The sequence below is a fragment of the Streptosporangium sp. NPDC002524 genome (assembly GCF_040295985.1).
Taxonomy (GTDB): domain Bacteria; phylum Actinomycetota; class Actinomycetes; order Streptosporangiales; family Streptosporangiaceae; genus Streptosporangium.
In genome coordinates, this window is the sequence record NZ_JBEOWK010000002.1 from 133411 (window position 1) to 157304 (window position 23894).

Here is a 23894-nt window from a genome sequence, read left to right on the forward strand (position 1 = left end):
GGTGACCGCGAGCGGATGACGCCCGGTGATCCCCGGTGATTCCCGGTGTCACCGGTGATTCCCGGTGTCGCCGGGCCCGTGGGCGGCGCGGCGGGAGGGCGCCGTCCACGGTGCCGCGCAGGGGGCGTCAGATGCCCGGGAACACCCGGCGGAGGTCGTCCAGGGTGACGCCGTCGCCGGTGACGGTCACCGACGGCGGGGTGTGCTCGGGGGCCAGCCTGCCGCCGAGCAGGCGCGACCAGGCCTCGGTGGGAAGCGACAGGGTGACGTCGGCCGGGTCCGGCGCGTCGCTGAAGCCGACGGTCTCCCCGAGGGTGAGGCCCAGGACGTGCTCGGGGTCGGTCGTCTCGACCCGGAGGGTCGTGGCCACGCGCGGGTCGAGGGCGTCGGACCTGCCGATGAAACCGATCATGAAATCGAGCGGCCCGGCGTACAGGTCCGTCAGCACCCCCGCGGCGTCCCGCGCGACGGTGGCCGCGGGGTCGAAGGCGACCCTGACGTCCCAGGCGTGCAGGGCGGCCTCGTTCAGGCGCATCCCGGCTACCAGCGCGACGCTGCCAGGCATGGGGAGGAATCCCAGCTTGATCTGCAACTGCTCGCGGGCGTCGGCGTCGAGGCTCTCGTACGCGGAGACGATCTCCGCGTCGGCGGTGAGGAAGTCCTCGGCCTGCTGCTTGGGCTCCTTCGCGTTCCAGCGGTCCCAGACCGGGTGGTTGAAGTCCTGGCCGGGGGCGTCCTGGCCCGCCTGGGCCGCGCGCAGCGTCGCCAGGCCGATCTCGGCGCCGCTGCCGAGGTGGCTGAGCACCTGGGCGACGGTCCACTCCGAACAGCCCGAAGGGCGGGTGAGGTCGGCGGCGTCCAGACCTCGGACGAAGGCCGTCAGCTCGTCATGGTTGGTACGCAGAGCCGTGATGGTCCTGTCGGCGAGCGTGGTCATGGTTCTCCTGCCGGGATGGGAACGGGATGGGGCGACGTGAGCCGTCGCGATCGGGCCGGGGGGCCACCCGGGGCCTCCCCTCGATCGTGCCCGCTGCCGCCTGGCCTACCATCATCCTCTCCCGCGACGGCGCCCGTCCCCGGTGGGGCCTGGAGACGGACCGGCACCCGTTCCCGGCGGGTTCCGGGAGGTCTCGGGGGTTCCGGCGGGTTCCGGGGGCGGACCGGCACTCGTTCCCGGCGGGTCCCGGGGGTCTCGGGGGACCGGCACCCGTCCTCAGTGGGTCCCGGGGGGGCCGTGGGCGGACCGGCACTCGTTCCCGGTGGGTCCCGAGGGTGCCGGGGCGGACCGGCATTCGTTCCCGGCGGGTTCCGGGGGGACCGGCACCCGTTCCCAGTGGGGCCCGGGGGTCTCGGGGGTGGACCGGCACCCGTTCCCGGTGGGGCTCGGGACGGGTGCCGGTCGCGCGGCCGGTCAGGTGCCGGGGATCTCCTTCACCTTCGGGATCGGGGAGAAGACCAGCAGCAGGATCGGCAGGATGGCTCCGGCGACCACCGCGAACAGGATGGCCGGGCGCAGACCGAGGGTCTCGCCGAGCAGGCCCGCGCCCAGGGCGCCGAGCGGGGCCGGGATCAGCCCGAGGGAGTAGATCGTGCCGATCACCCTGGCCTGGAGGTGCGGCGGGGTGATCGACTGCACCAGGGTCATGTTGCTGACGAAGAAGACCTGGTTGCTCGCCCAGACGATGAACTGGGAGAGACCGAGCATCCCGGCGGCGACCCAGACCGGTCCCGACGCGAACGGCACCAGCAGCAGCGCGCAGTTGCCGATGATCGTGCTCCACAGAAGTGTCGGGCCGATCCCCATGCGGCGCATGGTCCGCACCGACAGGGTCGCGCCGAGGATGGCGCCGACGCCGCCGGTCGCCATGACGATCCCGACCCACTCCACCGGCAGGTCGGGGCCGCCCCGCAGCAGGAACAGCACGTAGATCGACTGCATCGCGCCCATGACGAAGAACGAGTACAGCCCGCTCGCGATGGCCAGCGGCCGGATCATCGGCTGGTCCATCACCCACCGGAAGCCCGCCCAGATCGCCCGGTGCACGCTCCCGGCCGTCTCGTCGTCCGGGGTGGGCACCTCCTCGCGCTTGCGGATGAGGAGGATGGCGATCGCGGAGAACAGGTAGGAGAGCACGTCGATCATGATCAGCAGCGGTGCGGCGACCACCTTGATCAGCGCCGCCGCCGCGCCGGGCCCGGCGGTCTGCGCCAGCGACTCGCTCAGCTGCAGCTTGCCGTTGCCGTCGCCCAGGTGCCGCAGCGGGACGAGCGACGGGAAGTACGAGCGGTACGCGACCTGGAACAGCACCGACAGCAGGCTCAGGACGAACACGACCGCGTACAGCACCCCGAGCGTGAGGCTGTCCATCACGTACAGCAGCGGCACCAGGGCGAGCACCGCGGCCCGGCCCAGGTCCGACCAGATCAGCACGGGCCGCTTGCGCATCCGGTCGATGTAGACGCCGAACAGCAGGAACCCGAGCATCGGCAGCCGGACCAGCGCGCCCAGGATTCCCATCTCGGTCGCGCTCGCGCCCAGGGTGACGACGGCGATCAGCGGGATCGCCACGTACGAGATCTGGGAGCCGAACTGGGAGAGGGTCTGGCCGGTCCACAGCCGCAGGAAGTCCTGGTTGCGCCAGAGACTGTCGTCCTCGCCGGAGCCCTTCTCGCCTCCCGGGGGGCCGGGGTCCACGAGGTCCTTGGGTCCTCCGGGTCCTCCAGGTCCTCCCGGGCTTTCGGAGGACCCGGGACCGCCGGGGGCCTCGGGGACTTCCGGGGCTCCGGTGGCCGGGGCTCCGGTGGCCGGGGCGTTCCGGGGGACGTCGAGGACCTCGGGGCCCGCTGCGGGCTCGCCGTTCCCGGCGCTCCGGGCATCGCCGGCCGTTCCGGACGCCTCGGACACCTCGGTCGTCGAAGTCGTGGCGGCCGTCGCGGTCGTCGCGGTCGTTCCGGATGCCGGGGTCGTCCCGGGTGTTCCGATTGTCTCGGGCGCTCCGGTCGTCGTGGTGCTTCCGGTGCTCCGCGGCGGTCCCGTGCTCCCGGCGCTCTGGGGACTCTCAGTGTCCGGTGACGCCATGGTCGATCCAACTCCTCAGCTTGGCGGCCGCCTCGGCGACCAGGGGTTCGAACAGGATGACCACGCGCTCGCCGGGGATCGCCTCGATCGCGAGGTTCCCCTTGACCACGCCGTTCCAGCCCAGATCGGGCCGGTCACCGGCGGGGGCGAACAGCGCCACGTCACCGTCGTACGGTTCGTGCCGGTAGCGGCCGACCGCGTGGGCGTTGGCCCGGAAGACCCGCAGGAAGCGCCCGGCCTGCTCGACGTCGGCGGTGTCGGGCGCCAGCCGCCGCTCCCGGCCGGCGGCGGCGATGACCGCCACCAGCATCTCCTCGGGGCCGAGCCCGGCGAACTCCGCGCCGTCCGTCTCCAGCGGGCCTCCCGCCAGCGCGTGGGTCATGAGCGAGGCGTCGTCCTCCAGCGAGCTGGTGATCACGGGCTCGTCCGCGTCGGAGTAGAACAGCACCAGCAGCGGCACCTCCTCGCCGAGGTCACGCAGCCGCCTGGCCATCTCCATCGCGATGTTCCCGCCGATGCAGAACCCGCCCAGCACGTACGGCCCGTGGGGACGGACGGCGCGCAGCCGGTCGACGTAGTCCTCGACCATGTCGGCCATGGTGGTGTGCGGGTCCTCGCCGGGCGCGAGGCCGCTGGCCGCGATCGCGTAGACGGGCTGGTCGGGGCCGAGCCTGCGGGCCATCGGGTGGTAGCGGAAGACCTGCCCGCCCAGGGCGTGCACCAGGACGACCGGGGTACGGTCGCCGTCCGCGTTGAGCGTCACGACCCGCTGCTCGCCCAGGTCCTCCGGGCGGCGCAGCACGTCCGCCAGGCCCGCGACGGTCGGCGAGGCGAGCACGGTCGCCACCGGTAGTTCCCTGCCGAACTCCTGCCTGATCCGCACGGCCAGCCGGAGCGCCAGCAGCGAGTGCCCGCCCAGGTCGAAGAAGTCGTCGAACACCCCGACCATGGGGACGTCGAACAACTCCTCCCAGATCGCCGCGACCCGCCCCTCGACCGGGTCCCTCGGCGGCACCCGGAATCCGTCCGCGCCCGCCGCAGGGTCCGGCGCGGGCAGCGCCTTCCTGTCCAGCTTGCCGTTGGAGGTGAGGGGGAGCTCCTCCAGCGTCACCCAGGCCGATGGGATCATGTGGTCGGGCAGCGTGGCCCGCAGCCTGGACCGCCAGTCGACCGCCGGTTCCGCCTCGGTGGTCACCACGTAGCCGACCAGGCGGTCGCCGTCGACGACGACGGCCGCCGCGCGGATCTCGGGCTCGGAGAGCAGCGCGGCCTCGATCTCGCCGGGTTCGACGCGCATGCCGCGGATCTTGACCTGGGTGTCGAGGCGGCCGAGGTATTCGAGCTCGCCGTCGGGCCGCCACCGGGCCTGGTCCCCGGTGGCGTACAGGCGGGAGCCGGGTGGTCCGTGGGGGTCGGGGACGAAGCGTTCGGCGGTGAGGGCCGGTCTGCCCAGGTAGCCCCTGGCCAGCTGGACCCCGCCGATGAACAACTGCCCCGGGGTGCCCACGGGCGCCCGTCCGAACCGCTCGTCGAGCACTTCCAGGCGGGTGTTGTCGACCGGGCGGCCGATGGGCACCGCCTGCTCGGCGGGGTCGCACCGGTGCCAGGAGACGTCCACCGCGGCCTCGGTGGGGCCGTAGAGGTTGTGCAGCTCCACCCCGGGAAGCCGTTCGGCGAAGCGCCGCACCAGCTCGGCGGGGAGCGCCTCACCCGAGCACACCACCCTGCGCAGCCTGCCCGCGCCCAGTCCGTCCAGAGCGGGCCCGTCCAGAGCGGGCCCGTCAGCGGGCTCGTCCACGGCGAGTTCGTCCACAGCGAGGCCGTCCACGGCGAGGTCACTCGCGCCCGGACCGGCCGCGTCGGGCTCGCCCGTGCTCGGCCCGTCCACGCCCGGGTTGGACGCGCCCGGGTTGGGCGCGCCCGGGTTGGGCGCGCCTGGTTCGGCCGCGCCCGGACCGGCCGCGCCCGGTACGCCGCCCAGGGACTCCAGGCCGGGCGTGTCCAGGAACGGGTCCAGCATGGACGGTACGAAGTGCGCCGTGGTGACACCCTCGCGGGCGATCAGCTCGGTGAGGTAACCGGGCTCGTAGTGCCCGCCGGGCCTCGCCACCACCAGCCCCGCGCCGGTGAGCAGCGGCCAGAACAGCTCCCACACCGACACGTCGAACGAGACCGGCGTCTTGTGCAGGACCCGGTCGGCCGGGGTGAGCCCGTACGTCGCCTGCATCCAGCGCAGCCGGTTCACGATCGCGCGGTGCGACACCCCGACGCCCTTGGGCCTCCCTGTGGACCCCGACGTGAAGATCACGTACGCGAGCGAGTCCGGCGGATCCTCCGGGAAGGAGACGTCGGCGGGAACCTCCGAGGCGTCGGGCAGCAGGACGACCCGCGTACCCCCGGGGGCCTCGTCCGCCAGGTCGGCGGAGGTCAGCAGCACCGAGGCGCCCGCGTCGTCGAGCATGCCCCGCACCCGCCCGGCCGGGTGGCCGGGCTCCAGCGGGAGGTAGGCGCCCCCGGCGGCGAGGACGCCCAGCAGCGCCGCGGGCAGGTCCGCGCTCCGTTCGAGCAGCACTCCCACCGGCCGGTCGCGTGACACCCCGGCGCGGCGCAGCTCCCCGGCGATCGCCAGGGCCCGCCCGGCCAGCTCGCGATAGGTGGTCCACGAGCCCTCGAAGCCCACCGCGGGGGCGTCGGGCGTCAGCCTCGCCTGGGCGAACACCAGGCCGTGCAGCGTGCCGCCCGGGTGCTCGCGCCCGGTGGCGTTCCAGCGGTCGATCGCGTCGTTCTCCGCCTCGCCCACGCCCGGCTCGCCGGTCAGGGCGTCGATCACCCGCCCGGCCAGGGACTCCATCTGCTCCGGCGGGAACTGGGAGGCGTCGTAGGAGACCGTGAGGGTGAGCCCGCCGCCGGGTACCCGGACGAAGGCCACCGTGCACGGCATGTCGGTCTGCTCGAAGAACTCCTGCCCGGTGACGGCCACGCCGTCACCGGACAGCCCTCCGTACACGTGGAAGTCCCGGAAGTCGAACAGCGTGTCCAGCAGCGGTGAGCGGCCCGCGATCCGCTGGATCTCGAACAGCGGGTAGCGCCGGTACGGCACCGCGGCCACCTCGGCCTCGAAGACCCGCCTGATCAGCTCGGCCCGGTCAGCCCGGTCAGCCCGGTCGGCCCGGTCGGCCCGGTCGTCGGCGTCGAGGCGGACCCGCAGGGGCAGCGTGTTGAGGAACAGCCCCAGCACCTCGCCGCCCCCCTCGCTCTCCGGCCTGCCGTGGCTGAGCACGCCGGTCATGACCTCCCGCTCGCCGGTGACCAGGCCCAGCGCCGTCACGTACGCGGCCAGCAGGGTGGTGCGCAGCGGGACCCGCAGCTCGCGGCTCCGCCGCTCCAGCGCCGCCCCCGTGTCGTGCGGCACCGGTACGGCGACCACCTCGGCGGCGCGCGGCCCGCCGGACGGGAACCCGGGCAGCCGGGGCAGACGGCTCTCCGGGGCGTCCTCGACCCGCTCCCGCCAGAACTCCCGCGCCGCCGCCGAACCCACCGCGGCCCGTTCGGCCGCCACGAGATCCCTGAACAGGGCCCGGGGCGGGGCGGGTTCACGCGAGCCGTGGGCGGCGTAGCGGCCCAGCAGCTCGGTGACGAGCGCCGCGACGCTCCAGCCGTCGAGGACGGCGTGGTGGAAGCTGAGACTCAGCGCGAACTCGTCGTCGTCCAGCACGTGCGCGTACGCCCGCAGCAGAGGCGGCGACGACCAGTCGAACCCGTTGTGCTTCTCGGCCTCCCGCCACGCGGCCAGCCGCTCCCGGGGACCGCCTCCGTCAGAATCACTCTGGTCCAGACCGCTCCCATCCGAACCGCTTCCGGTCGGACCACTTCCGGCCAGCCCACTTTCAGCCGGACCGCTCCCGCGCAGGTCGGTGACCTCCAGAGGGATGGTCGCGGTGTCGTGGACGAGCTGCAGCGGCTCGCTGAACCCGGTCAGGTCGAACGAGGTGCGCAGCACCGGGTGCCCTGCCGCGACCCCCGCCAGCGCCCCGGTCAGCGCCGGGACGTCCAGGGCGCCGCGCAGGGTGATGGTCATCAGGTCGTGGTAGGTGGGACTGCCCGGTTCGAGCTCGCTGTGGTAGAGCATCCCCGCCTGCAGCGCGGCCAGCGGGTACGCGTCCTCGATCATCGCTCGCCCTTCCTGAGCTTGGCCAGGTCCGCGGCGCCGAGCATGCCGAACGCCTCGGTCGCCCCGGTCGCGGCCTCCGGCTCCGGCGTCGCCGCCGTGGCGGGCCCGGTGTCCGGTGTGTCCAGTACGGAGGCCAGTTCGGCCACCGTCTGGTGGGTGAACAGCCGTTGCAGGTCGAGCCCGTAGCCCAGGTCGCGGAGCCGGGCCACCACCGAGAGGCTGCGGATCGAGTCACCCCCGACGCCGAAGAACCCGTCGTGACGGCCGACCTTGTCCAGGCCGAGCACGTCCTGCCACACCTGGGCGACGGCGAGTTCCGCGTCGGTACGCGGCGGCTCCCAGGGGAGATCGCCCCGGCCGGGCGGGGGCGGCAGGGCGGCCCGGTCGAGCTTGCCGTTGGGGGTGAGCGGGAGGGCCTCCAGCGTCACCCAGGCGGTGGGGATCATGTGGTCGGGCAGCTCGCCCCTGAGCCACTCGCGGGGATCGGCGTCCACCGCGTTCGCCGTGTTCCCGGTGTCCCCGGTGTTCCCGATGTCCCCGGTGTCCCGTGCCCCTTCGCGCCGCACCCCGTACCCGACCAGCCTGGCCCCGGCGCCGTCGTGCCACACGCCGACGGCCGCCGCGCTCAGGTCCGGGTGCCCGCCGAGTACGGCCTCGATCTCGCCGGGTTCGACGCGCATGCCGCGGATCTTGACCTGGGTGTCGAGGCGGCCGAGGTATTCGAGCTCGCCGTCGGGCCGCCACCGGGCGCGGTCCCCGGTGGCGTACAGCCGGGAGCCGGGTGGTCCGTGGGGATCGGGGACGAAGCGTTCGGCGGTGAGGGCCGGTCTGCCCAGGTAGCCCCTGGCCAGCTGGACCCCGCCGATGAACAGCTCGCCCGGCGTCCCGGCCGGTACCGGGCGCAACGCCCCGTCCAGCACGTACAGGCGGGTGTTGGCCACCGGGCGGCCGATCGGCACGACCTTCTCGCCCGGCGTGTAGCGGTGCCGGGAGACGTCGACCGCGGCCTCGGTCGGCCCGTAGAGGTTGTGCAGCTCGACCCCGGGCAACCGCCCGGTCAGCCGTTCCGCGGCCCCCGCCGTCAGCTCCTCGCCGCTGCAGATCACCCGGCGCAGCGAGCGGCACTCCTCGATCCGCTCCTCCGCGGTGAAGGCGGCGAGCATCGAGGGGACGAAGTGGACCGTGGTGATTCCCCGTTCGGTGACGAGGTCGCGCAGGTAGGCGGTGTCGCGGTGGCCGTCGGGCCGGGCGAGCACCAGGCGGGCCCCGGTGACCAGCGGCCAGAAGAACTCCCACACCGACACGTCGAACCCGGCGGGGGTCTTCTGGAGCACGGCGTCGCTCGCGTCCAGGCCGTACGTGTCCTGCATCCAGCGCAGCCGGTTCACGATCGCCCGGTGCGACACCCCGACGCCCTTGGGCCTTCCGGTGGACCCCGAGGTGAAGATCACGTACGCGAGCGAGTCGGGTTGGTTCCGCACGGGGGGACCCGCGTTCCCGGGGTCCGGCGAGGCGTCCAGGGCCGCGGTGAGTTCCACGGCCCCGGCGTCGGCGAGCATGGCCTCGACCCGGCGCTCGGGCAGCCCCGGATCGAGGGGGAGGTAGGCGCCCCCGGCCTTGAGCACGGCGAGCAGCCGCACGGGCAGGTCGAGGGAGCGCTCCGCCCGCACGGCGAACACCCTCTCCGTGCCCGTGCCGCCGTTCTTTTCGGTGGCGGCGACGGAGGTGGAGGTGGAGGCGCGCAGCCGCGCGGCCAGCAGGTCGGCGCGGTCGTTCAGCTCGGCGTAGGTCAGCGTCTCGCCCTCGAAGACCACGGCCGGGGCATCGGGGGTCCGCGCGGCCTGGGCCTCGACGAGACCGTGCAGCGTCTCCTCCGGCTGGTACGCGGTCTCGGTGGCGTTCCAGCCGGTCAGCACCAGGTCCCGCTCCCCGGGGGAGAGCAGTTCCAGGTCGCCGACGCGGGTCCCCGGGGCGGCGACGGCCGCGCGCAGGAACGTCTCGAAGGACGCGGCGAGACGCCCGACGGTCTCCGGCAGGAACAGGTCGCGGTTGTAGACGAACCTCGCCGCGAGGCCGTCACCGGTCTCCGAGACGTACAGCTCCAGGTCGAACCGGGTCGAGGTGGTGTCCGGCGCGAACGGCTCGGCCACCGGCCTCCCCACTCGACCGGCCGGGGACCCTGGTTTCTCCCCAGTCGTGAACCCTGGCTCTTTCGCGGTCGTGAACCCGGTCTCTTTCGCGGTCGTGGTCGTGAATCCGGTCATAGCCGGAGACCCGGTGTGTTCCCCGGTCGTGAGCTCGGACCCCTGTCCGGTCGTGGCCGTGGACCCGGTCTTCTGAGCCGGGGACCCGGTCGCCGCCGTGGCGGTGGACCCGGTCACCGGTTCGGTCACGGGTGTCACGGGCCCGGCCGGGAACCCGGCCGCCGGTGTGGGGCGGCCTGCCGGGACCGTGCCGCCGAGGTAGCTCTGCAGGGCGAAGAGCACCTGCACCACGGGCGGGCGGGTGGCGTCCCTGGCCAGGTCCAGTTCGGCGACGAGTTTCTCGAACGGCAGCTCCTGGTGGCCGTAGACCTCCAGAGCCGCGTCACGAGTACGGCCGAGCAGCTCGGCGAACGTGGGATCGCCCTCCAGGCGGGCCCGGAGCGGCAGCAGGTTCACGAACAACCCGACCACGTCCTCGAACTCCGCCCGGTCCCGGCCGGCGACCGGCGAGCCCACCGCGAAGTCGTGCTGTCCCGACCAGCGGGAGAGCACGGCCTGGAACCCGGAGAGCAGCGCCATGTAGAGGGTCGCGCCGCGTTCCCGCGCCAGTCCGCCGAGCGCCCCTGTGAGCCCGGCGTCCAGTCGCAGGTCGTGCCAGGCGCCCCGGTGTCCCTGCCGGGCCGGCCTGGGCCGGTCGAGGGGGAGATCGAGCGGGGGCAGCGCGGCCAGCTCCTCCCGCCAGAACTCCAGGTGCCGTTCCAGGCGCGGTCCGGCCAGGCGCTCGCGCTGCCAGAGCGCGTAGTCGCCGTACCCGATACGCGGCTCCGGCCGTCCCGCGCGACCGGTGTGGCCGATATGACCGGCACGTTCGGCACGACCGGCATGTCCGGTGCGGTCGTCGTGTTCGTCGTGACAGTCATGGTCGTCATGACTGTCACGGTCGCCGCGAGCGTCGCGGTCGTCGCGGTCGTCGCGTTCGGAGAGCAGCTCGTCCAGCAGGAGTTCCGCGGACCAGCCGTCGGCCACGATGTGGTGGACGGCGACCAGCAGCACGTGGTCCTCGGGGGCGAGCCTGACCAGGGTCACCCGGAGCAGCGGGCCGCCGTCGAGGTCGAAGGGACGTGCCGCGTCGGCGCTGACGATCCGCCGCGCCTCCGCCTCCGCTCCCTCCGCCTCCTCCTTCCCGGAGCCCTTTCCGTGGTCCTTCCCTCGGTCCTTCCCGTGGTCCTTCCCGTGGTCCTTCCCGTGGTCCTTCCCGTGGTCTTTTCCGTGGTCGGCCACCGAGGCCGATCCCGGCGGTCCCGGCTCGACGACGCGGATCGCGATCCGCGCCTCCGGGTCCCCGGCCGGGACGACCCGTACCTCGGGCCTCCCGTCGGAGGAGGCGGGGAAGCGCATCCGCAGGCTCTCGTGCCGCGTCACGGTGGCGTCCAGCCGCGCGTCCAGCGCCGCGAGGTCCAGCGGCCCGCGCAGCCGTGCCGCCGCGGGCAGCACGTAGGCGCCGGTCCCCGGGCTGAACTGCTCCATGAACCAGAGCCGCTCCTGGGCGAACGACAGCGGCGGCGCCGTGCCCTCCGGGCGTCGTACCGGCCCGGATCCCACCTCGGGACCCGCGCCGGGCCCGGCCTCCGCGAGCGCGTCCAGCGCCTGCGCCAGCCTCCGTACGGACGGGTGGCTGAAGGCGAGCTTCAGCGGCACGTCCAGCCCGGTCGCCGCGGAGAGCCTGGCGATCGTCCTGGTCGCCAGCAGTGAGTGGCCGCCGAGCTGGAAGAAGTCGTCGAGTGCCCCCACCCGCTCCACTCCCAGCACCTCGGCCCACACCGAGCACACCAGCTCCTGCGTGGCGGTCTCCGGGGGCAGGTACCCCTCGCCCGAGCGGTGCTCGGGGGCGGGCAGCGCGCCCTGGTCGACCTTCCCGCTCGGGGTGAGCGGGATGTGCCCGACCTCCACCACGGCACTCGGCACCAGGTGCGGCGGCAGCTCCGCCGCGAGGTACTCCCGCAGTTCCCCGGTGTCGGCCACCCGCTCGTCGGCGGTCAGCGCGTCGGCGTTCTTGTCATGGCGTACGACGTAGGCGACCAGGCGGCGGTCGCCGGGGGTGTCCTCCCTGACCGTCACGGTCGCCCGGCCCACCCGCGGGTGGGCCAGGAGGCGGGCCTCGATCTCACCGGGTTCCACGCGGTAGCCCCGGATCTTGACCTGGCGGTCGAGGCGGCCGAGTATCTCCAGGCGCCCGTCGGGCCGGTACCTGGCCCGGTCGCCCGTGCGGTACAGGCGTGAACCGGCCGGGCCGTACGGGTCGGGCACGAAGCGTTCCGCCGTCAGGGCGGGCGCCCCCAGATAGCCGCGGGAGAGCCCGTCGCCGCCGACGCACAGCTCGCCGGGCACGCCGACGGGCACCCGCGCGCCGTGCTCGTCCAGCACGTGGACGCGGGTGGCGGACAGCGGGTGACCCACGGTGGGCCGCCTGGACGCCTCGGCCGGGTCGAGTTCCCCGGCGGTGGCGATGATCGTCGTCTCGGTCGGGCCGTAGCTGTTGACCAGGGTGACGCGCTCGCCGTGCGTCTCGTACCAGGTGGCGAGCGCCGGTCCCGGCAGCGGGTCGGCGCCCAGGATCAGCAGGCGCAGCGCGGGCGGCCAGGAGGTACGGGCGGCGACCAGTTCCTGCCAGTAGGAGGTGGGCAGGTCCATCACCGTCAGCGACGCGCCCCGCGGGGTCCGCAGGAAGTCGGGCAGCGGCTCGTCGGGGGCGAGCACCAGCTCGGCCCCCGAGGTGAGCGCCGGGTAGATCTCCTCGGCGTGCGTGTCGAAGCCCACGGAGGCGAACTGGAGCACCCGGTCGTCCGGCCGGATGCCGTACTCGGCGCGCATCCACGCCACCCGCGCGTCCAGCGCCCGCCGCTCGACCTGCACGCCCTTGGGGGTGCCGGTCGAACCGGAGGTGTAGATCACGTACGCCAGGTTCCCCGGCCCGCCGGGCCTCGTCGCCCGGCCGTCACCGGTGGGTGAACCCCCATCGGCGACGGTGTCGGTGTCGACGCCGTCCGTGATGTCGTCCGCGACGCCGTCGAGCGGGATCGTCGGCAGGCCGGACCCCAGCAGGCCGTCCTGGGACAGCAGCAGCGCGGCCCCGCTGTCGCGCAGCATCCAGCGCAGGCGTTCGGCCGGGTAGGCGGGGTCGAGCGGGAGATAGGCGCCTCCCGCCATGGCCGTCGCCAGCAGGGCCACGACCAGCTCGGGACCGCGCCGGGCGCACACCGCGACCACGGTCTCGGGACCGGCCCCCGCCGAGGCCAGCCGCGCCGCCAGGCTCGCGGCGCGCTCGCGCAGCTCGGCGTAGCCGAGCCGCCGGTCGCCGTGGCTCACGGCGACCGCGTCCGGCGCCAGCCGCACCCGCTCCTCGAACAACTCGACCACCCCGGCCGGACCGGCCTGTCCGGCCGAACCGGCCACCCCGACCGGACCGGGCGAACCGGCCGAACGGGATGAAACAGCCAGTCCAGCCGAACCGGTCGCCGCGGAAAGGCCGGGAAGAGCCGTGGACAAGGACGCGGTGGCGGCGGGCAGGCGGTCCTCGGGCAGCAGCATCGCGGCCCGCAGCCGCGACAGCGGGACGTCGGGATCGTCGGCCACGGCCTCCAGGACGCGCTCGTACCTGCGCAGCATCCTCGCCACCGTGTCCGGCTCGAACAGGTCGGCGTTGTAGGACAGCAGCGCGTACAGCGAGTCCGAGCGCGGCGTCACGTCGAGCATCAGGTCGAACTTGGCCTGCCGCGCCCCCGGATCGAACACGTCGGTCTCGATGCCGGGCATGACCAGCTCGGACGCCTCCTTGTCCTGCATCACGAACATCGCCTGGAACAGCGGCGTGGTGCTCAGGTCGCGTTCGACGCGCAGCTCGTTGAGCAGCCGCTCGAAGGGGATGTCCTGGTGGGCGAAGGCGTCGAGCACCGTCGCCCGGACGCGGCCGAGCAGCTCCCTGAAGCCGGGGTCGCCCGACAGGTCGCCGCGCAGCGCGAGCGTGTTGGGGAAGAACCCGACGACCTGCTCCAGCTCGGGACGTTCCCGACCGGCGATCACCGACCCCACGCACACGTCGTCCTGGCCGGAGTGGGCGCCGAGCAGCGCCTGGAAGGCGGCGAGCAGCACCATGAACTGGGTGCACCGCTCGTCCCTGGCCAGCCGGTCCAGCCGGGCGGTCAGCTCCCGGCCGATCCGCCGCGCCGCGTAGTCGCCGTTGGACGACTTCACCGGCGGCCTGGGCCGGTCGGCGGGGACGTCCAGGGCGGGTACCCCGGCCAGCTGCCGGCTCCAGTAGCCGAGCTGGCGGCGCACCCCCTCCTCGTCCAGCAGGGCGCGCTGCCAGGCCGCGTAGTCGGCGTACCGCAGCACCGGCTCGGGCAGGTCCGCCTCGCGTCCCTCCAGGCGCGCGCCGTAACAGGCGGCGAGCTCGCCCAGCAGGACCTTCAGCGACCAGCCGTCGGCCACGATGTGGTGCAGCACCACGCACAGCACGTGGTCGCTCTCCGACATGGTGATCAGGTGCACCCGCAGCAGCGGCCCGGCCGCCAGGTCGAACGGGCGGTTGGTGAGGTCGGCGACCAGCCCGGTCGCGCGGGCCTCCCGCTCGGAGGCGGGCAGCCCGGTGAGGTCGATCAGGTCGGGCTCGACCGGCAGGGGCGGCCCGATCTCCTGCACCGGGTTGCCCTCGTGCGAGGTGAAGCGGGCGCGCAGGGTCTCGTGCCGCTCCACCAGCCGGCCGAGCGCGTACTCCAGCGCCTCGATCGAGACGTGCCCGCGCAGCCGCTGCACCATGAACATGTTGTACGAGGCGTCGGACGGGTCCAGCTGCTGCAGGAACCACAGACGTTCCTGGCCGAACGACAGGGGAGGCGGCCCGCCGTCGTCCGCGCGCCGGGGGATGCCCGACGGACGCCGCGGCGGCGGCTGCCGCCGCAGTCTCTCCTCCAGCGCGGCCCGCTGTTCCGGGCTGAGCCGCGCCAGTTTCGCCCTCAGGTCACTCATCGTCGGTCCTCCAGCGCCGCAGGCAGCGCCGCCAGTGCCTCTTTCGCCCTCAGGTCACTCATCGTCGGTCCTCCAGCGCCGCAGGCGGCGCCGCCAGTGCCTCTTTCGCCCTCAGGTCACTCATCCGCGGGATCCTCCAGCGCCGCGAGCAGCGCCGCCAGTTCCTCGTCGTCGTCCCCGAGCTGCAGCTCCAGCACGGCGAGGGCGTGCTCGGTCACCGTGGTGATCTCGAAGCACCGCCGCAGCGGCATCTCCACGCCGTACGCCTCCCGGTAGCGGGTGACCAGCAGCACCGCCAGCAGCGAGTGGCCGCCGAGCTGGAAGAAGTCGTCCTCGACGCCGATGCGCTCCCGGCCGAGCAGCTCGCTCCACAGGGCGCACAGCTCGGTCTCCAGCGGGGTGCGCGGCTCCGCGTACGGCGTGCCGAGGTCGCCCCGGCCCGAACCGGTCGGCGCGGGCAGCGCCCCCCGGTCGAGCTTGCCGCTCGGGCCGAGCGGGACGGTGTCGATCCCGACGAACGCCTGCGGGATGAGCGCGGCGGGCAGCTTCCTGGCGAGCGTCCTGCGCAGCTCCCCGGTGAGCGCCGAGGCCTCTCCCGACCAGTCGACGTAGCCGACCAGCCCGCGCCCGCCCGGGGCGTCGTCGCGCAGCGCCACGACCGCCTGCCGCACCTTGGGGTGCTCGGCGATCACGGCCTCGATCTCGCCGAGCTCGACCCGCCAGCCGTGCACCTTCACCTGGTCGTCCAGCCGTCCCAGGAACTCGATGCCCCCGTCGGCGCGGACCCTGGCCAGGTCGCCGGTCGCGTACAGCCGCGAGCCGGGCGGCCCGTAGGGGTCGGGCACGAACCGCTCGGCCGTCAGGGCGGGACGGCCCGCGTAGCCGCGCGCCACCTGGACCCCGCCGATGTGCAGGTGCCCGGGCACGCCGACCGGCAGCGGCCGCAGCAGGTCGTCCAGGACGTGCAGGCGGTTGCCCGGCATCGGCGGGCCGATGGGCAGCGTGTGCCGCGCGTCCACCCCCTCGGGCTCCACCCGCCAGGCGGTCACGTCGACCGCCGCCTCCGTCGGCCCGTACAGGTTGTGCAGCTCCACCCCGGGCAGCCGCTCGAAGAAGCGGGCGGCCAGGCGCGGCGGCAGCTCCTCGCCGCTGCAGATCACCCGCCGCAGCGAGCGGCACGACTCGATGCCGGTCTCCTCCAGGAACAGGGCCAGCATCGAGGGGACGAAGTGCGCGGTGCTCACCGAGTGCGCCTTGATCAGGTCGCGCTGGTGGTTGGGGTCGCGGTGCCCGCCCGGCCGGACCGGCACCAGGGACGCCCCGGTGACCAGCGGCCAGAAGAACTCCCACACCGACACGTCGAAGCTCGTCGGGGTCTTCTGCAGGACCGCCTCGTCCGGGGTGAGGCCGAACCGCTCCTGCATCCAGGCGAGCCGGTTGACGATGGCCCCGTGGGTGTTGACGACGCCCTTCGGGCGCCCGGTCGAACCCGAGGTGTAGATCACGTACGCGGCGTCGTCGGGACCGGTCACCGGGAGCGCCGTTCCTGGGGGCTGCGGTCCCCAGGTGTCGGGCGCGTCGAGCAGCACCGGCTTGACGGCGCCCTCGGGGAGCAGGTCGCGCAGGTGACGCTGGGTCAGCATCACCCGGGCCCCGCTGTCGGCCAGCATGAACGCCAGCCGCGACGGCGGGTACTCCGGGTCGAGGGGGACGTACGCCCCGCCCGCCTTGAGCACCGCGAGCAGGCCGACGACCAGCTCGGCCGACCGCTCGGCGCACACCGCCACCGGGCTGCCCCGCCGCACCCCGATCCCGCGCAGCCAGCGGGCCAGCGCGCCGGCGCGCTCGTCCAGCTGCGCGTACGTCAGCGTGGTGTCGCCGACGACCACGGCCGGAGCGTCAGGCGTCCTCGCCACCTGGGCCTCGACGAGCGAGGTCAGCGAGGTCGGCGTCGCACCGTCACCGGCGCCGTCCAGGACGTTCGCGACGCCGGCGGCGTCCTCGCCGGAGCCGAGCGCGAGGACGCGGTCCCGCTCCGCGGGGGTGAGCAGCGGCAGCCGGGAGATCGGCGTCCCCGGGGCGGCGACCGCGGCCTCGACGAGCGTCTCCAGGCAGGCGCCGAACCGCTCGATCGTGGACCGGTCGAACAGGTCGGTGCTGTACTCCAGGCGGGTGTGCAGCCGCCCCCCGCGCATGTTGAGGTCCAGCTGCAGGTCCACCTTGGCGGTGCCGTTGGCGATCTGGCCCTCGTTGGTGTCGGCGGCCAGGTTGAACATCACCTGGTAGATCGGCGGCACGCTCAGGTCCCTGGTCGGCTGCAGCGCCTCCACCAGCCGCTCGAACGGCAGCTCCTGGTGGTCCAGGGCCTCGGCGACCGTGGTCCGCACCCGCCCGGCCGCCTCGGCGAACGTCGGGTCGCCGGTCAGGTCGGCGCGCAGCGCCACGGCGTTGACGAACATGCCGATGACGGGTTCGGTCTCCGGCAGCAGCCGCCCCGCGATGGGGGTGCCCACCACGACGTCGTACTGGCCCGACCAGCGGGCCAGCACGGTCGCGAACGCGGTGAGCATGACCGTGAACAGCGTCGAGTTCAGGTCCTTGGCCAGGCGCTCGATCCCGGACGACACCTCCGGGGAGAACGCGCCCAGCTGCATCTCGCCCCGGTAGGACCGGCTGCGCGGGCGCGGCCGGTCGGCGGGCAGGGCGAGGTCGGCCGGGATCCCGGCCAGCGTCTCCCGCCAGTGCGCCAGCTCCTCCTCGACGAACGTCCCGGTCAGCCGGTTCCGCTGCCAGACGGCGAAGTCGGCGAACTGGATGGGCAGCTCCGCCAGCTTGGGCTCGCGCCCCTCGCCGATGGCGTCGTAGCACTCCTCCAGCTCGTTGACGAAGACGTGGCTGGAGACGCCGTCGAACACGGTGTGGTCGAACACGCAGATCAGCCGCAGGTCGTCGTCGCCCATCCGCACCTGCCGCAGCCGCCACAGCGGCGCCTGGTCCAGCACGAACGGCGTGACCGAGTCGGACTTGGCCAGCCGGGCCAGCTCGGCCTCACGCTCGCCGCCGGGCAGGTGGGTGAGGTCGGTCTCGGTGAGCCGCACCGGGGGGACGGCGCCGCTGACGATCTGCACCACCTGGCCGTCCCTGAACTCGAAGACGGTGCGCAGCACCTCGTGGCGGCGTACCACCTGGGCGACGGCGGCCTCCAGCCGGCGAGGATCGACCGGCTGGCGGGCGCTCATCGGCATGAGCATGCCGATGTTGTAGACGGCGAGCTCGGGCTCGAAGCGGGCGAGGAACCACATCCGCTCCTGCCCGGAGGAGGACGGGAAGACGTCCACCACTTGTCCGGTCATCCCGCGTCTCCCGCTTTCATCGCCTCGCGCAGGCTGCGCGGACGCATGTCGGTCCAGACCTGCTCGATGTGGGCCAGGCACTCGTCCTTGCTGCCGGTGAAGCCCGCGTCGCGCCAGCCGTCCGGGTTGTCGCGGCCCGAGGGCCAGATGGAGTACTGCTCCTCGTCGTTGAGGACGACCTTGGTGTCGGGAACGGATTCGGTCACTGCTGCTCACTCCTGCGGGGGAGACGGGGAATCATGGTCTGGCTCGCGGCCGGGGCGGTCTCGGCCGCCGGCGCGGCGGCGCGCGCCTGCTCGATGAGCGCGGTGACCCCGGCCACCGTGGGCTCCTCGAAGAGGCTGCGCATCGGCAGCCGCACGCCCAGCTCCTTGCGGATCAGGGCGATGAGCTGCACGGCGATCAGCGAGTTGCCGCCGAGCTCGAAGAAGTCGTCGTCGACGCCGATGCGCTCGCCGCCGAGCACCTCGCTCCACAGCCGGGCGATGGCGGTCTCGACGTCGCCGCGCGGCGCGACGTAGTCGTCGGCCGCCGCGCCGCCGGGACGGGGACGGTCCGACACGGCGGCCGGGTCCAGCTCCGTCTCGACCGTCTCCTGGGTGACCGACCCGACCCCGGCCAGGTAGGCGGCGACCGGGGTCGCGGCGATCACCACCTGCGCGCCGAGGGGGGTGGCCAGCAGCCGGTGGAACGCCTCGGCGCCCTCGGCGGGGCGGATGCCGACCGCGTCGGGGCCTCCGGCGGTCGTCGCGACCTGGCCGCCCTGGTCGGGGACGGTGACCGTGCCCGCCTTCTGGGCTCCGGCGTCGGCCGTCACCCCGGCCACCACGGCGTCGGTGTTGATGCGGCGCAGCACGTAGTCGGAGATCTCGGTGACGATCGCGCCGCCTGCGTCGATGAGCGTCACGTCGACCGCCAGCACCTCGTCGGTGCCGCTGTCGCGGAAGCGCATGTGGCTCCAGAACCTGCCGGGCAGCCGGTCCCTGACGGTGATGCGGCCGTAGCCGAGCGGCAGGTAGTGGCCGACGACGTCGATCCAGGTGAAGGAGGTGGCGCTGTCCAGCAGCGCCGGGTGCAGGCCCCAGCCGTCCAGGTCCTCCGACAGCTCCTCGGGCAGCTCGAACAGGCCCAGGGCCTCGTTCTGGCCGATGTACCACTTGCTCATGTGGCCCCAGTGCGGGCCGAGCGTGAGCAGCCCGGACAGCGGGACGCCGCCCTGCTCGTCGGACGCCGGGGTGCAGCGCTCGATGATCGCCGCCACGTCGGCCCGCCCGGCGGGGCCCGCGTCGACCTTGGCCGCGGTGCCGCGCGCGTGGGTGCGCTGCTCGCCGCCGATGACGCTGCGCACCTGGAAGTCCGCGCCGTCCGCCTCGGTGCTGAACGTCACCCGTACCTCCGCGGAGGCGCCGTCGGCCACCGACAACGGCTCGACGAACACCACGTCGCGCAGCTCGACGGCGCCGGGACCCGGCAGGACCACCTCGCTCGCGCAGCGGGCCAGCTCCAGGTGGCCGGTGCCCGGCAGCACCGGCACCCCGGAGATGCGGTGCCCGTCGAGCGCCCAGTGCGTGTCGGGGGAGAGGCTGCCCCCGGCCCAGCCGAGCCCCTCGCCGTCGGCCTCGTGCCAGGCCGACAGCACCGGGTGGTCGACGGCCTTGATCCGGTCGCCGCGCTGCAGCGCCACGAACCCGGCGGGCGCGGCGACCTCGGCCGCCATGCCGACCTCCAGCCACTTGCCCCAGTTGGCGGAGACGACCGTGGCCGCGCCCCAGCCGTGCTCGCCCCTGGCGTGCGCGTCGAGGAAGTTGTTGGCCGCGCAGTAGTCCACCTGGCCGAAGCCGCCCGCGACCGCGGTGATCGACGAGCAGAGCACCACGGCCTCCAGGTCGAGGTCGCCGAAGGCCTCGCGCAGCGCGAGCGTGCCGACCACCTTGGGCGCCAGCACCTCCTCGGCGGCGGCCCGCTCCTTGATCTCGGCCATGCCGCCGCCGGGCAGTCCCGCGGCGTGCACGATCACGTCCACCCGGCCGAACCCGGCGATCGTCTCCTCCCGCACCCGGCGCATGTCGGCGGGGGAGGTGACGTCGGCGGCGAGCACCAGGACCTCGGCCCCGGCCTCCTCCATCCTGCGGATCGCGGCGATCGCCCGGCCCGCGCGGCCGGCCTCGTGCGCGTCCCACTCCGCCCGGTCCGGCAGCCCGGTCCTGGACAGCAGGACGAGCCGCACCCTTGCCCGCGCGGCGAGGTCCTCGGCGAGCGAGATGCCGATGCCGCCCAGGCCGCCGGTGATCAGGTAGACCTGCCCGTCGCGGGGACCCGTCCCGGCCGCCTCGGCCGTTTCCGGGGAGGCCGCGGGCACCTCCAGCTGCTCGTAGTGCTGCAGCCAGCGGCGGCCGCCCCTGAGGCTCACGGTGGGCAGCAGCCCCGCCTCGTCCGGCTCGGGCGTCCTGCCCAGCTCCGCGGCGGCGTGCCTGACCCAGTCGCGTCCCTCGACGTCGATGTGGCGCACCCGCAGCCACGGCGTCTCCAGCGGCACCACCCGGGGGAACCCGGCGAGGGTCGCGTGCTCCGGGCGGAGCAGGTCGCCGCCGGTGACGTCCTGCGCCCCGGAGGTGAGCAGCGTCAGCTCCACCCCGTCGGCGGGCTGCGCCGCGGTCAGCGCCTGCACCAGGGCGAGCACGCCGAAGAAGCCTCGGTCCTGGGCCTTCCAGGTCCCCTCGGTCCCGGCGGCGGGCTCGTCGCCGACGGTCCACGCGTGGACCACCCGTCCCGGCACCTCGCCCACGGCCGACAGCAGCGCGTCGTAGTCGGCGCGCTCGGCGGGACGGACGGTGTAGGCGCCGCCCGAGCCCTCCGCGTTCCCCGCGGAGAACCCGTCGCCGGGCCGTACCTCGATCACCTCGGCGCCCGTCGCGCGCAGCGCGTCCACCAGCCCGGCCGAGGCGTCGTCGGCGAACACCAGGGCGCGGGTGACCGGCGACAGCGGCGCCGGCCCCGGCGGGACCTGCCGCCACACCGGCACGCTGAACCAGCGGTCGAACGGCAGGTCGTCCTCGACCGGCGCGGGGTTGGCCACGCCGCCGACGAACGCCCCGTTCGGGTCGGGGTCGATCCAGGCGCGCTGGCGCTCCCACGGGTAGGTGGGCAGCGAGACCCGGTGCCCCTCCTCGCCGAACGCCTCCAGCGCGACGCCGTTCACCCACAGGGTGGCGTACGCCGCCGAGAGCACGGCGGTGTCTCCGGTGCCGCCCCTGGCGTCCTTGGGGGCGGGCAGGGAGGACAGCGGCGCGACCGCGCCCGGCGGGGTCTGCGCCTTGGCCATCCCGGCGAGCTGCTTGCCGGGGCCGCACTCGATCATGATCCAGTCGCCCTCGGCGAGCAGGGTCGCCACGCAGTCGCCGAACAGCACCGGCTCACGCATGTGCCGGGCCCAGTACGACGGGTCCGTCGCCTCGTCCGCGGTGATCCAGGTCCCGGTCACGTTCGACAGGAACGGCAGGCTCGGCGCCGACCGCTCGACACCGGCGACCAGCGCGTGGAACTCGCCCAGGATCGGGTCCAGCATCGAGGAGTGGAAGGCGTGCGAGGTGCGCAGCTCCACCCTGCCGATACCCTCCTCCTCCAGCAGGGCCGCCAGCTCGGCGACCGAGGCCGGGGGACCGGCCACCACGCACGTGCCGGGGCCGTTGACGGTCGCCACCGACACGTCGTCGGGCAGCAGCGGCCCGATCTCGTCCGGCGCGAGCTGCACGGCGAGCATCGCCCCGGCGGGCATGCCCTGCACCAGGCGGCCCCTCGCGGCGACCAGCCGCAGCGCGTCCGGCAGGCTGAAGACCCCGGCCACGGTCGCCGCGACGTACTCGCCGATGCTGTGGCCGATCATCCCGGCGGGCTCGACGCCCAGCGAGCGCCAGAGCGCGGCCAGGGCGTACTCCACGGTGAACAGGGCGGGCTGGGTGAGCGCCGTCTGCCGCAGCCGCTCGCCGGCCTCCTCGCTGGTCGCGAAGATCAGCTCGCGCAGGTCCTCGCCCAGCACCGGCCGCAGGATCTCGGCGCACTCGTCGACCGCGTCCCTGAAGACCGCCTCGGTGCGGTACAGCTCGGCGCCCATGCCCGCGTACTGCGAGCCCTGCCCGGAGAACAGGAAGGCCGGGCGCGGGGTGCGCCGGGTGGCGGCACCGGAGACCGTCCGCTTGGGGTCGCGGAGCGCGGCGATCGCGTCGGCGACGCCGGAGGCCACCACCGCGCTCCTGCGCGACAGCTCCCTGCGCCCCACGCGCAGCGTGTGGGCGACGTCGGACAGGTCGATGTCGGGGTGGGCCTCCAGGTGCGCGGCCAGGCGCTCGGCGGCGGCGGCGAGCGCGGTGTCGGTCCTGCCCGACAGCCGCAGCAGGTGCGCCGGGCGGGGCTCGCGCCCCTCGCGCTCCTGGCGGGAGGGCACCGGAGCCTCCTCCAGCACGATGTGCGCGTTGGTGCCGCCGATGCCGAACGAGCTCACGCCCGCCCGCCGGGGGAAGCCGTTGCGCTCCCACTTGGTCGGCGTCCCCGTCACGTAGAACGGGCTCCGCGTGAAGTCGATCTTCGGGTTGGGGCTCTCGTAGTGCAGCGTGGGCGGGATGAGCCCGTTCTCCAGGGCCAGCACGGCCTTGATGATGCTCGCGATGCCCGCCGACTGGCCCAGGTGGCCGATGTTGCTCTTGACCGAGCCGATGCCGCACCACTGGGTGTCGTCGGTGTCCTGGAGGAACACGTTGCTCAGCGCCGCGACCTCGATCGGGTCGCCCAGCGCGGTGCCGGTGCCGTGCGCCTCGACGTAGGTGATCGTGCGCGGGTCGATCCCGCCGACGCCGAGCGCCTGGGCGATCACCGCGGCCTGGCCGTCCATGCTGGGCGCGGAGAAGCCGACCTTGCTCGCGCCGTCGTTGTTGATCGCGTTGCCCAGGATGACCGCCCGGACGTTGTCGCCGTCCTCGATCGCCTCCGACAGCCGCTTCAGCACGATCACGCCGCCGCCGCTGCCCCAGATCGTCCCGGCCGCCTTGGCGTCGAAGGCCCGGCAGTGGCCGTCGGGGGAGACGATGCCGTCCTCGTCGTACACGTAGCCCTGACCCTGCGGCAGGTCGAGCATCGCGCTGCCCGCCAGGGCCATGTCGCACTCGCCGTTGCGCAGGGCCTCGGCGGCGACGTGGATCGCGACCAGCGAGGTCGAGCACGCGGTGTGCAGGGTGTAGCTCGGGCCGCGCAGGTCCAGCTTGTACGACGACAGCGTGGCGCAGTAGTCGACGTGGTTGCCGACCATGACGGCGAGCCAGCCCGCGTTCGCGTGGGCCTGCGCGTTGCTCCTGATGTTGATCCACTGGTAGAAGTCCGAGCCGGAACCGGCGTAGACGCCGATCTCGCCCGGATACCTGAACGAGTCGTAGCCCGCGTCCTCCAGGGCCGTGTGCGACAGTTCGAGGAAGAGCCGGTGCTGCGGGTCCCGGATCTCCGCCTCCCTGATCGACATGCCGAAGAACGCGGCGTCGAACCCCTGGTGGTCGTCGAGCATCATCGCGGCCGGGACGAAGTCCGGGTCGTCGAGGATGTGGTCGGGCACGCCGAGCGCCCGCTGTTCCTCGCGGGTGAAGTGCGTCAGCGACTCGACTCCGTCGGCGAGGTTGCGCCAGAACTGCCTGGCGTCCCCGGCTCCCGGCACCCGGCACGAGAGGCCGATGATCGCGATCGGTTCGACGGTGGGCTCCTCGGCCATGCGGGGGTCCCTTTCTTCCATGCCTGGCGCGGTCGGCGCCGGTGCGGGGGGTTGGACGGGTGTCATCTCGGCTTCCGGTGCGGATGGTCGTGCGGGTGGCGACTCGATCGCCGGCTCGGTCGTCGGGTGGGTCACCGGCCGGGCTCGCGCTCCGGAAGGTCGTGCGGTCGCCGGTGCGGCCTCGGACGCGAGGGGGTGGACGGGGGCCGGTCCGGCCGCGAGGGCCGGGGGAGGGACGGCTGTCGGTTCGGGTACGAGTTCGGGTACGGGTGCGGGACCCGGCTCGGACCCGGCCACGGGGCCTGGTCCGGTC

7 protein-coding genes and 2 pseudogenes are annotated in these 23894 nt (G+C 74.0%); all 9 read right to left on the bottom strand.

Going from position 1 to position 23894, the window contains the following annotated elements; all coding sequences use genetic code 11:
• Nucleotides 1-127: 127 nt before the first annotated feature.
• Nucleotides 128-937 carry a maleylpyruvate isomerase family mycothiol-dependent enzyme gene (locus tag ABT053_RS03360; RefSeq protein WP_350967216.1) on the bottom strand — a complete coding sequence of 270 codons (810 nt, stop codon included), beginning with the start codon at nucleotides 935-937 and terminating at the stop codon, nucleotides 128-130.
• 474 nt (nucleotides 938-1411) lie between these two features.
• Nucleotides 1412-2695 carry an MFS transporter gene (locus ABT053_RS03365; protein WP_350967217.1) on the bottom strand — a complete coding sequence of 428 codons (1284 nt, stop codon included), beginning with the start codon at nucleotides 2693-2695 and terminating at the stop codon, nucleotides 1412-1414.
• Between the two features lie 364 nt (nucleotides 2696-3059).
• Nucleotides 3060-4376, bottom strand: coding sequence for a thioesterase domain-containing protein (locus ABT053_RS43425; RefSeq protein ID WP_502991702.1), 1317 nt, complete (start codon nucleotides 4374-4376; stop codon nucleotides 3060-3062).
• Between the two features lie 165 nt (nucleotides 4377-4541).
• Nucleotides 4542-5930, bottom strand: a pseudogene (locus tag ABT053_RS43430) (AMP-binding protein); the annotation flags it as partial.
• Nucleotides 5907-7250, bottom strand: a pseudogene (locus ABT053_RS43435) (condensation domain-containing protein); the annotation flags it as partial. The pseudogenes ABT053_RS43435 and ABT053_RS43430, both read right to left, overlap by 24 nt.
• Nucleotides 7247-14479, bottom strand: a complete 7233-nt coding sequence (locus ABT053_RS03375) for a non-ribosomal peptide synthetase (RefSeq protein WP_350967219.1) — start codon at nucleotides 14477-14479, stop codon at nucleotides 7247-7249. The gene ABT053_RS03375 and the pseudogene ABT053_RS43435, both read right to left, overlap by 4 nt.
• A gap of 116 nt (nucleotides 14480-14595) precedes the next feature.
• Nucleotides 14596-17832 carry a non-ribosomal peptide synthetase gene (locus tag ABT053_RS03380; RefSeq protein ID WP_350967220.1) on the bottom strand — a complete coding sequence of 1079 codons (3237 nt, stop codon included), beginning with the start codon at nucleotides 17830-17832 and terminating at the stop codon, nucleotides 14596-14598.
• Entirely contained in the window at nucleotides 17829-18038 is a 210-nt protein-coding gene (locus ABT053_RS03385; protein ID WP_350967221.1) for an MbtH family protein, read from the bottom strand. Before ABT053_RS03385 ends, ABT053_RS03380 begins: the two co-directional genes overlap by 4 nt.
• On the bottom strand, nucleotides 18035-23581 hold the full coding sequence (locus ABT053_RS03390; RefSeq protein ID WP_350967222.1) for a type I polyketide synthase: 5547 nt from the start codon (nucleotides 23579-23581) through the stop codon (nucleotides 18035-18037). Before ABT053_RS03390 ends, ABT053_RS03385 begins: the two co-directional genes overlap by 4 nt.
• Nucleotides 23582-23894 lie beyond the last annotated feature (313 nt).

Coding starts and splice junctions, on each gene's coding strand:
- ABT053_RS03380 (WP_350967220.1), bottom strand. CDS start 17,832: ATGACCGGACAAGTGGTGGACGTCTTCCCGTCCTCCTCCGGGCAGGAG.
- ABT053_RS03390 (WP_350967222.1), bottom strand. CDS start 23,581: ATGGCCGAGGAGCCCACCGTCGAACCGATCGCGATCATCGGCCTCTCG.
- ABT053_RS03375 (WP_350967219.1), bottom strand. CDS start 14,479: ATGAGTGACCTGAGGGCGAAACTGGCGCGGCTCAGCCCGGAACAGCGG.
- ABT053_RS43425 (WP_502991702.1), bottom strand. CDS start 4,376: ATGCGCGTCGAACCCGGCGAGATCGAGGCCGCGCTGCTCTCCGAGCCC.
- ABT053_RS03360 (WP_350967216.1), bottom strand. CDS start 937: ATGACCACGCTCGCCGACAGGACCATCACGGCTCTGCGTACCAACCAT.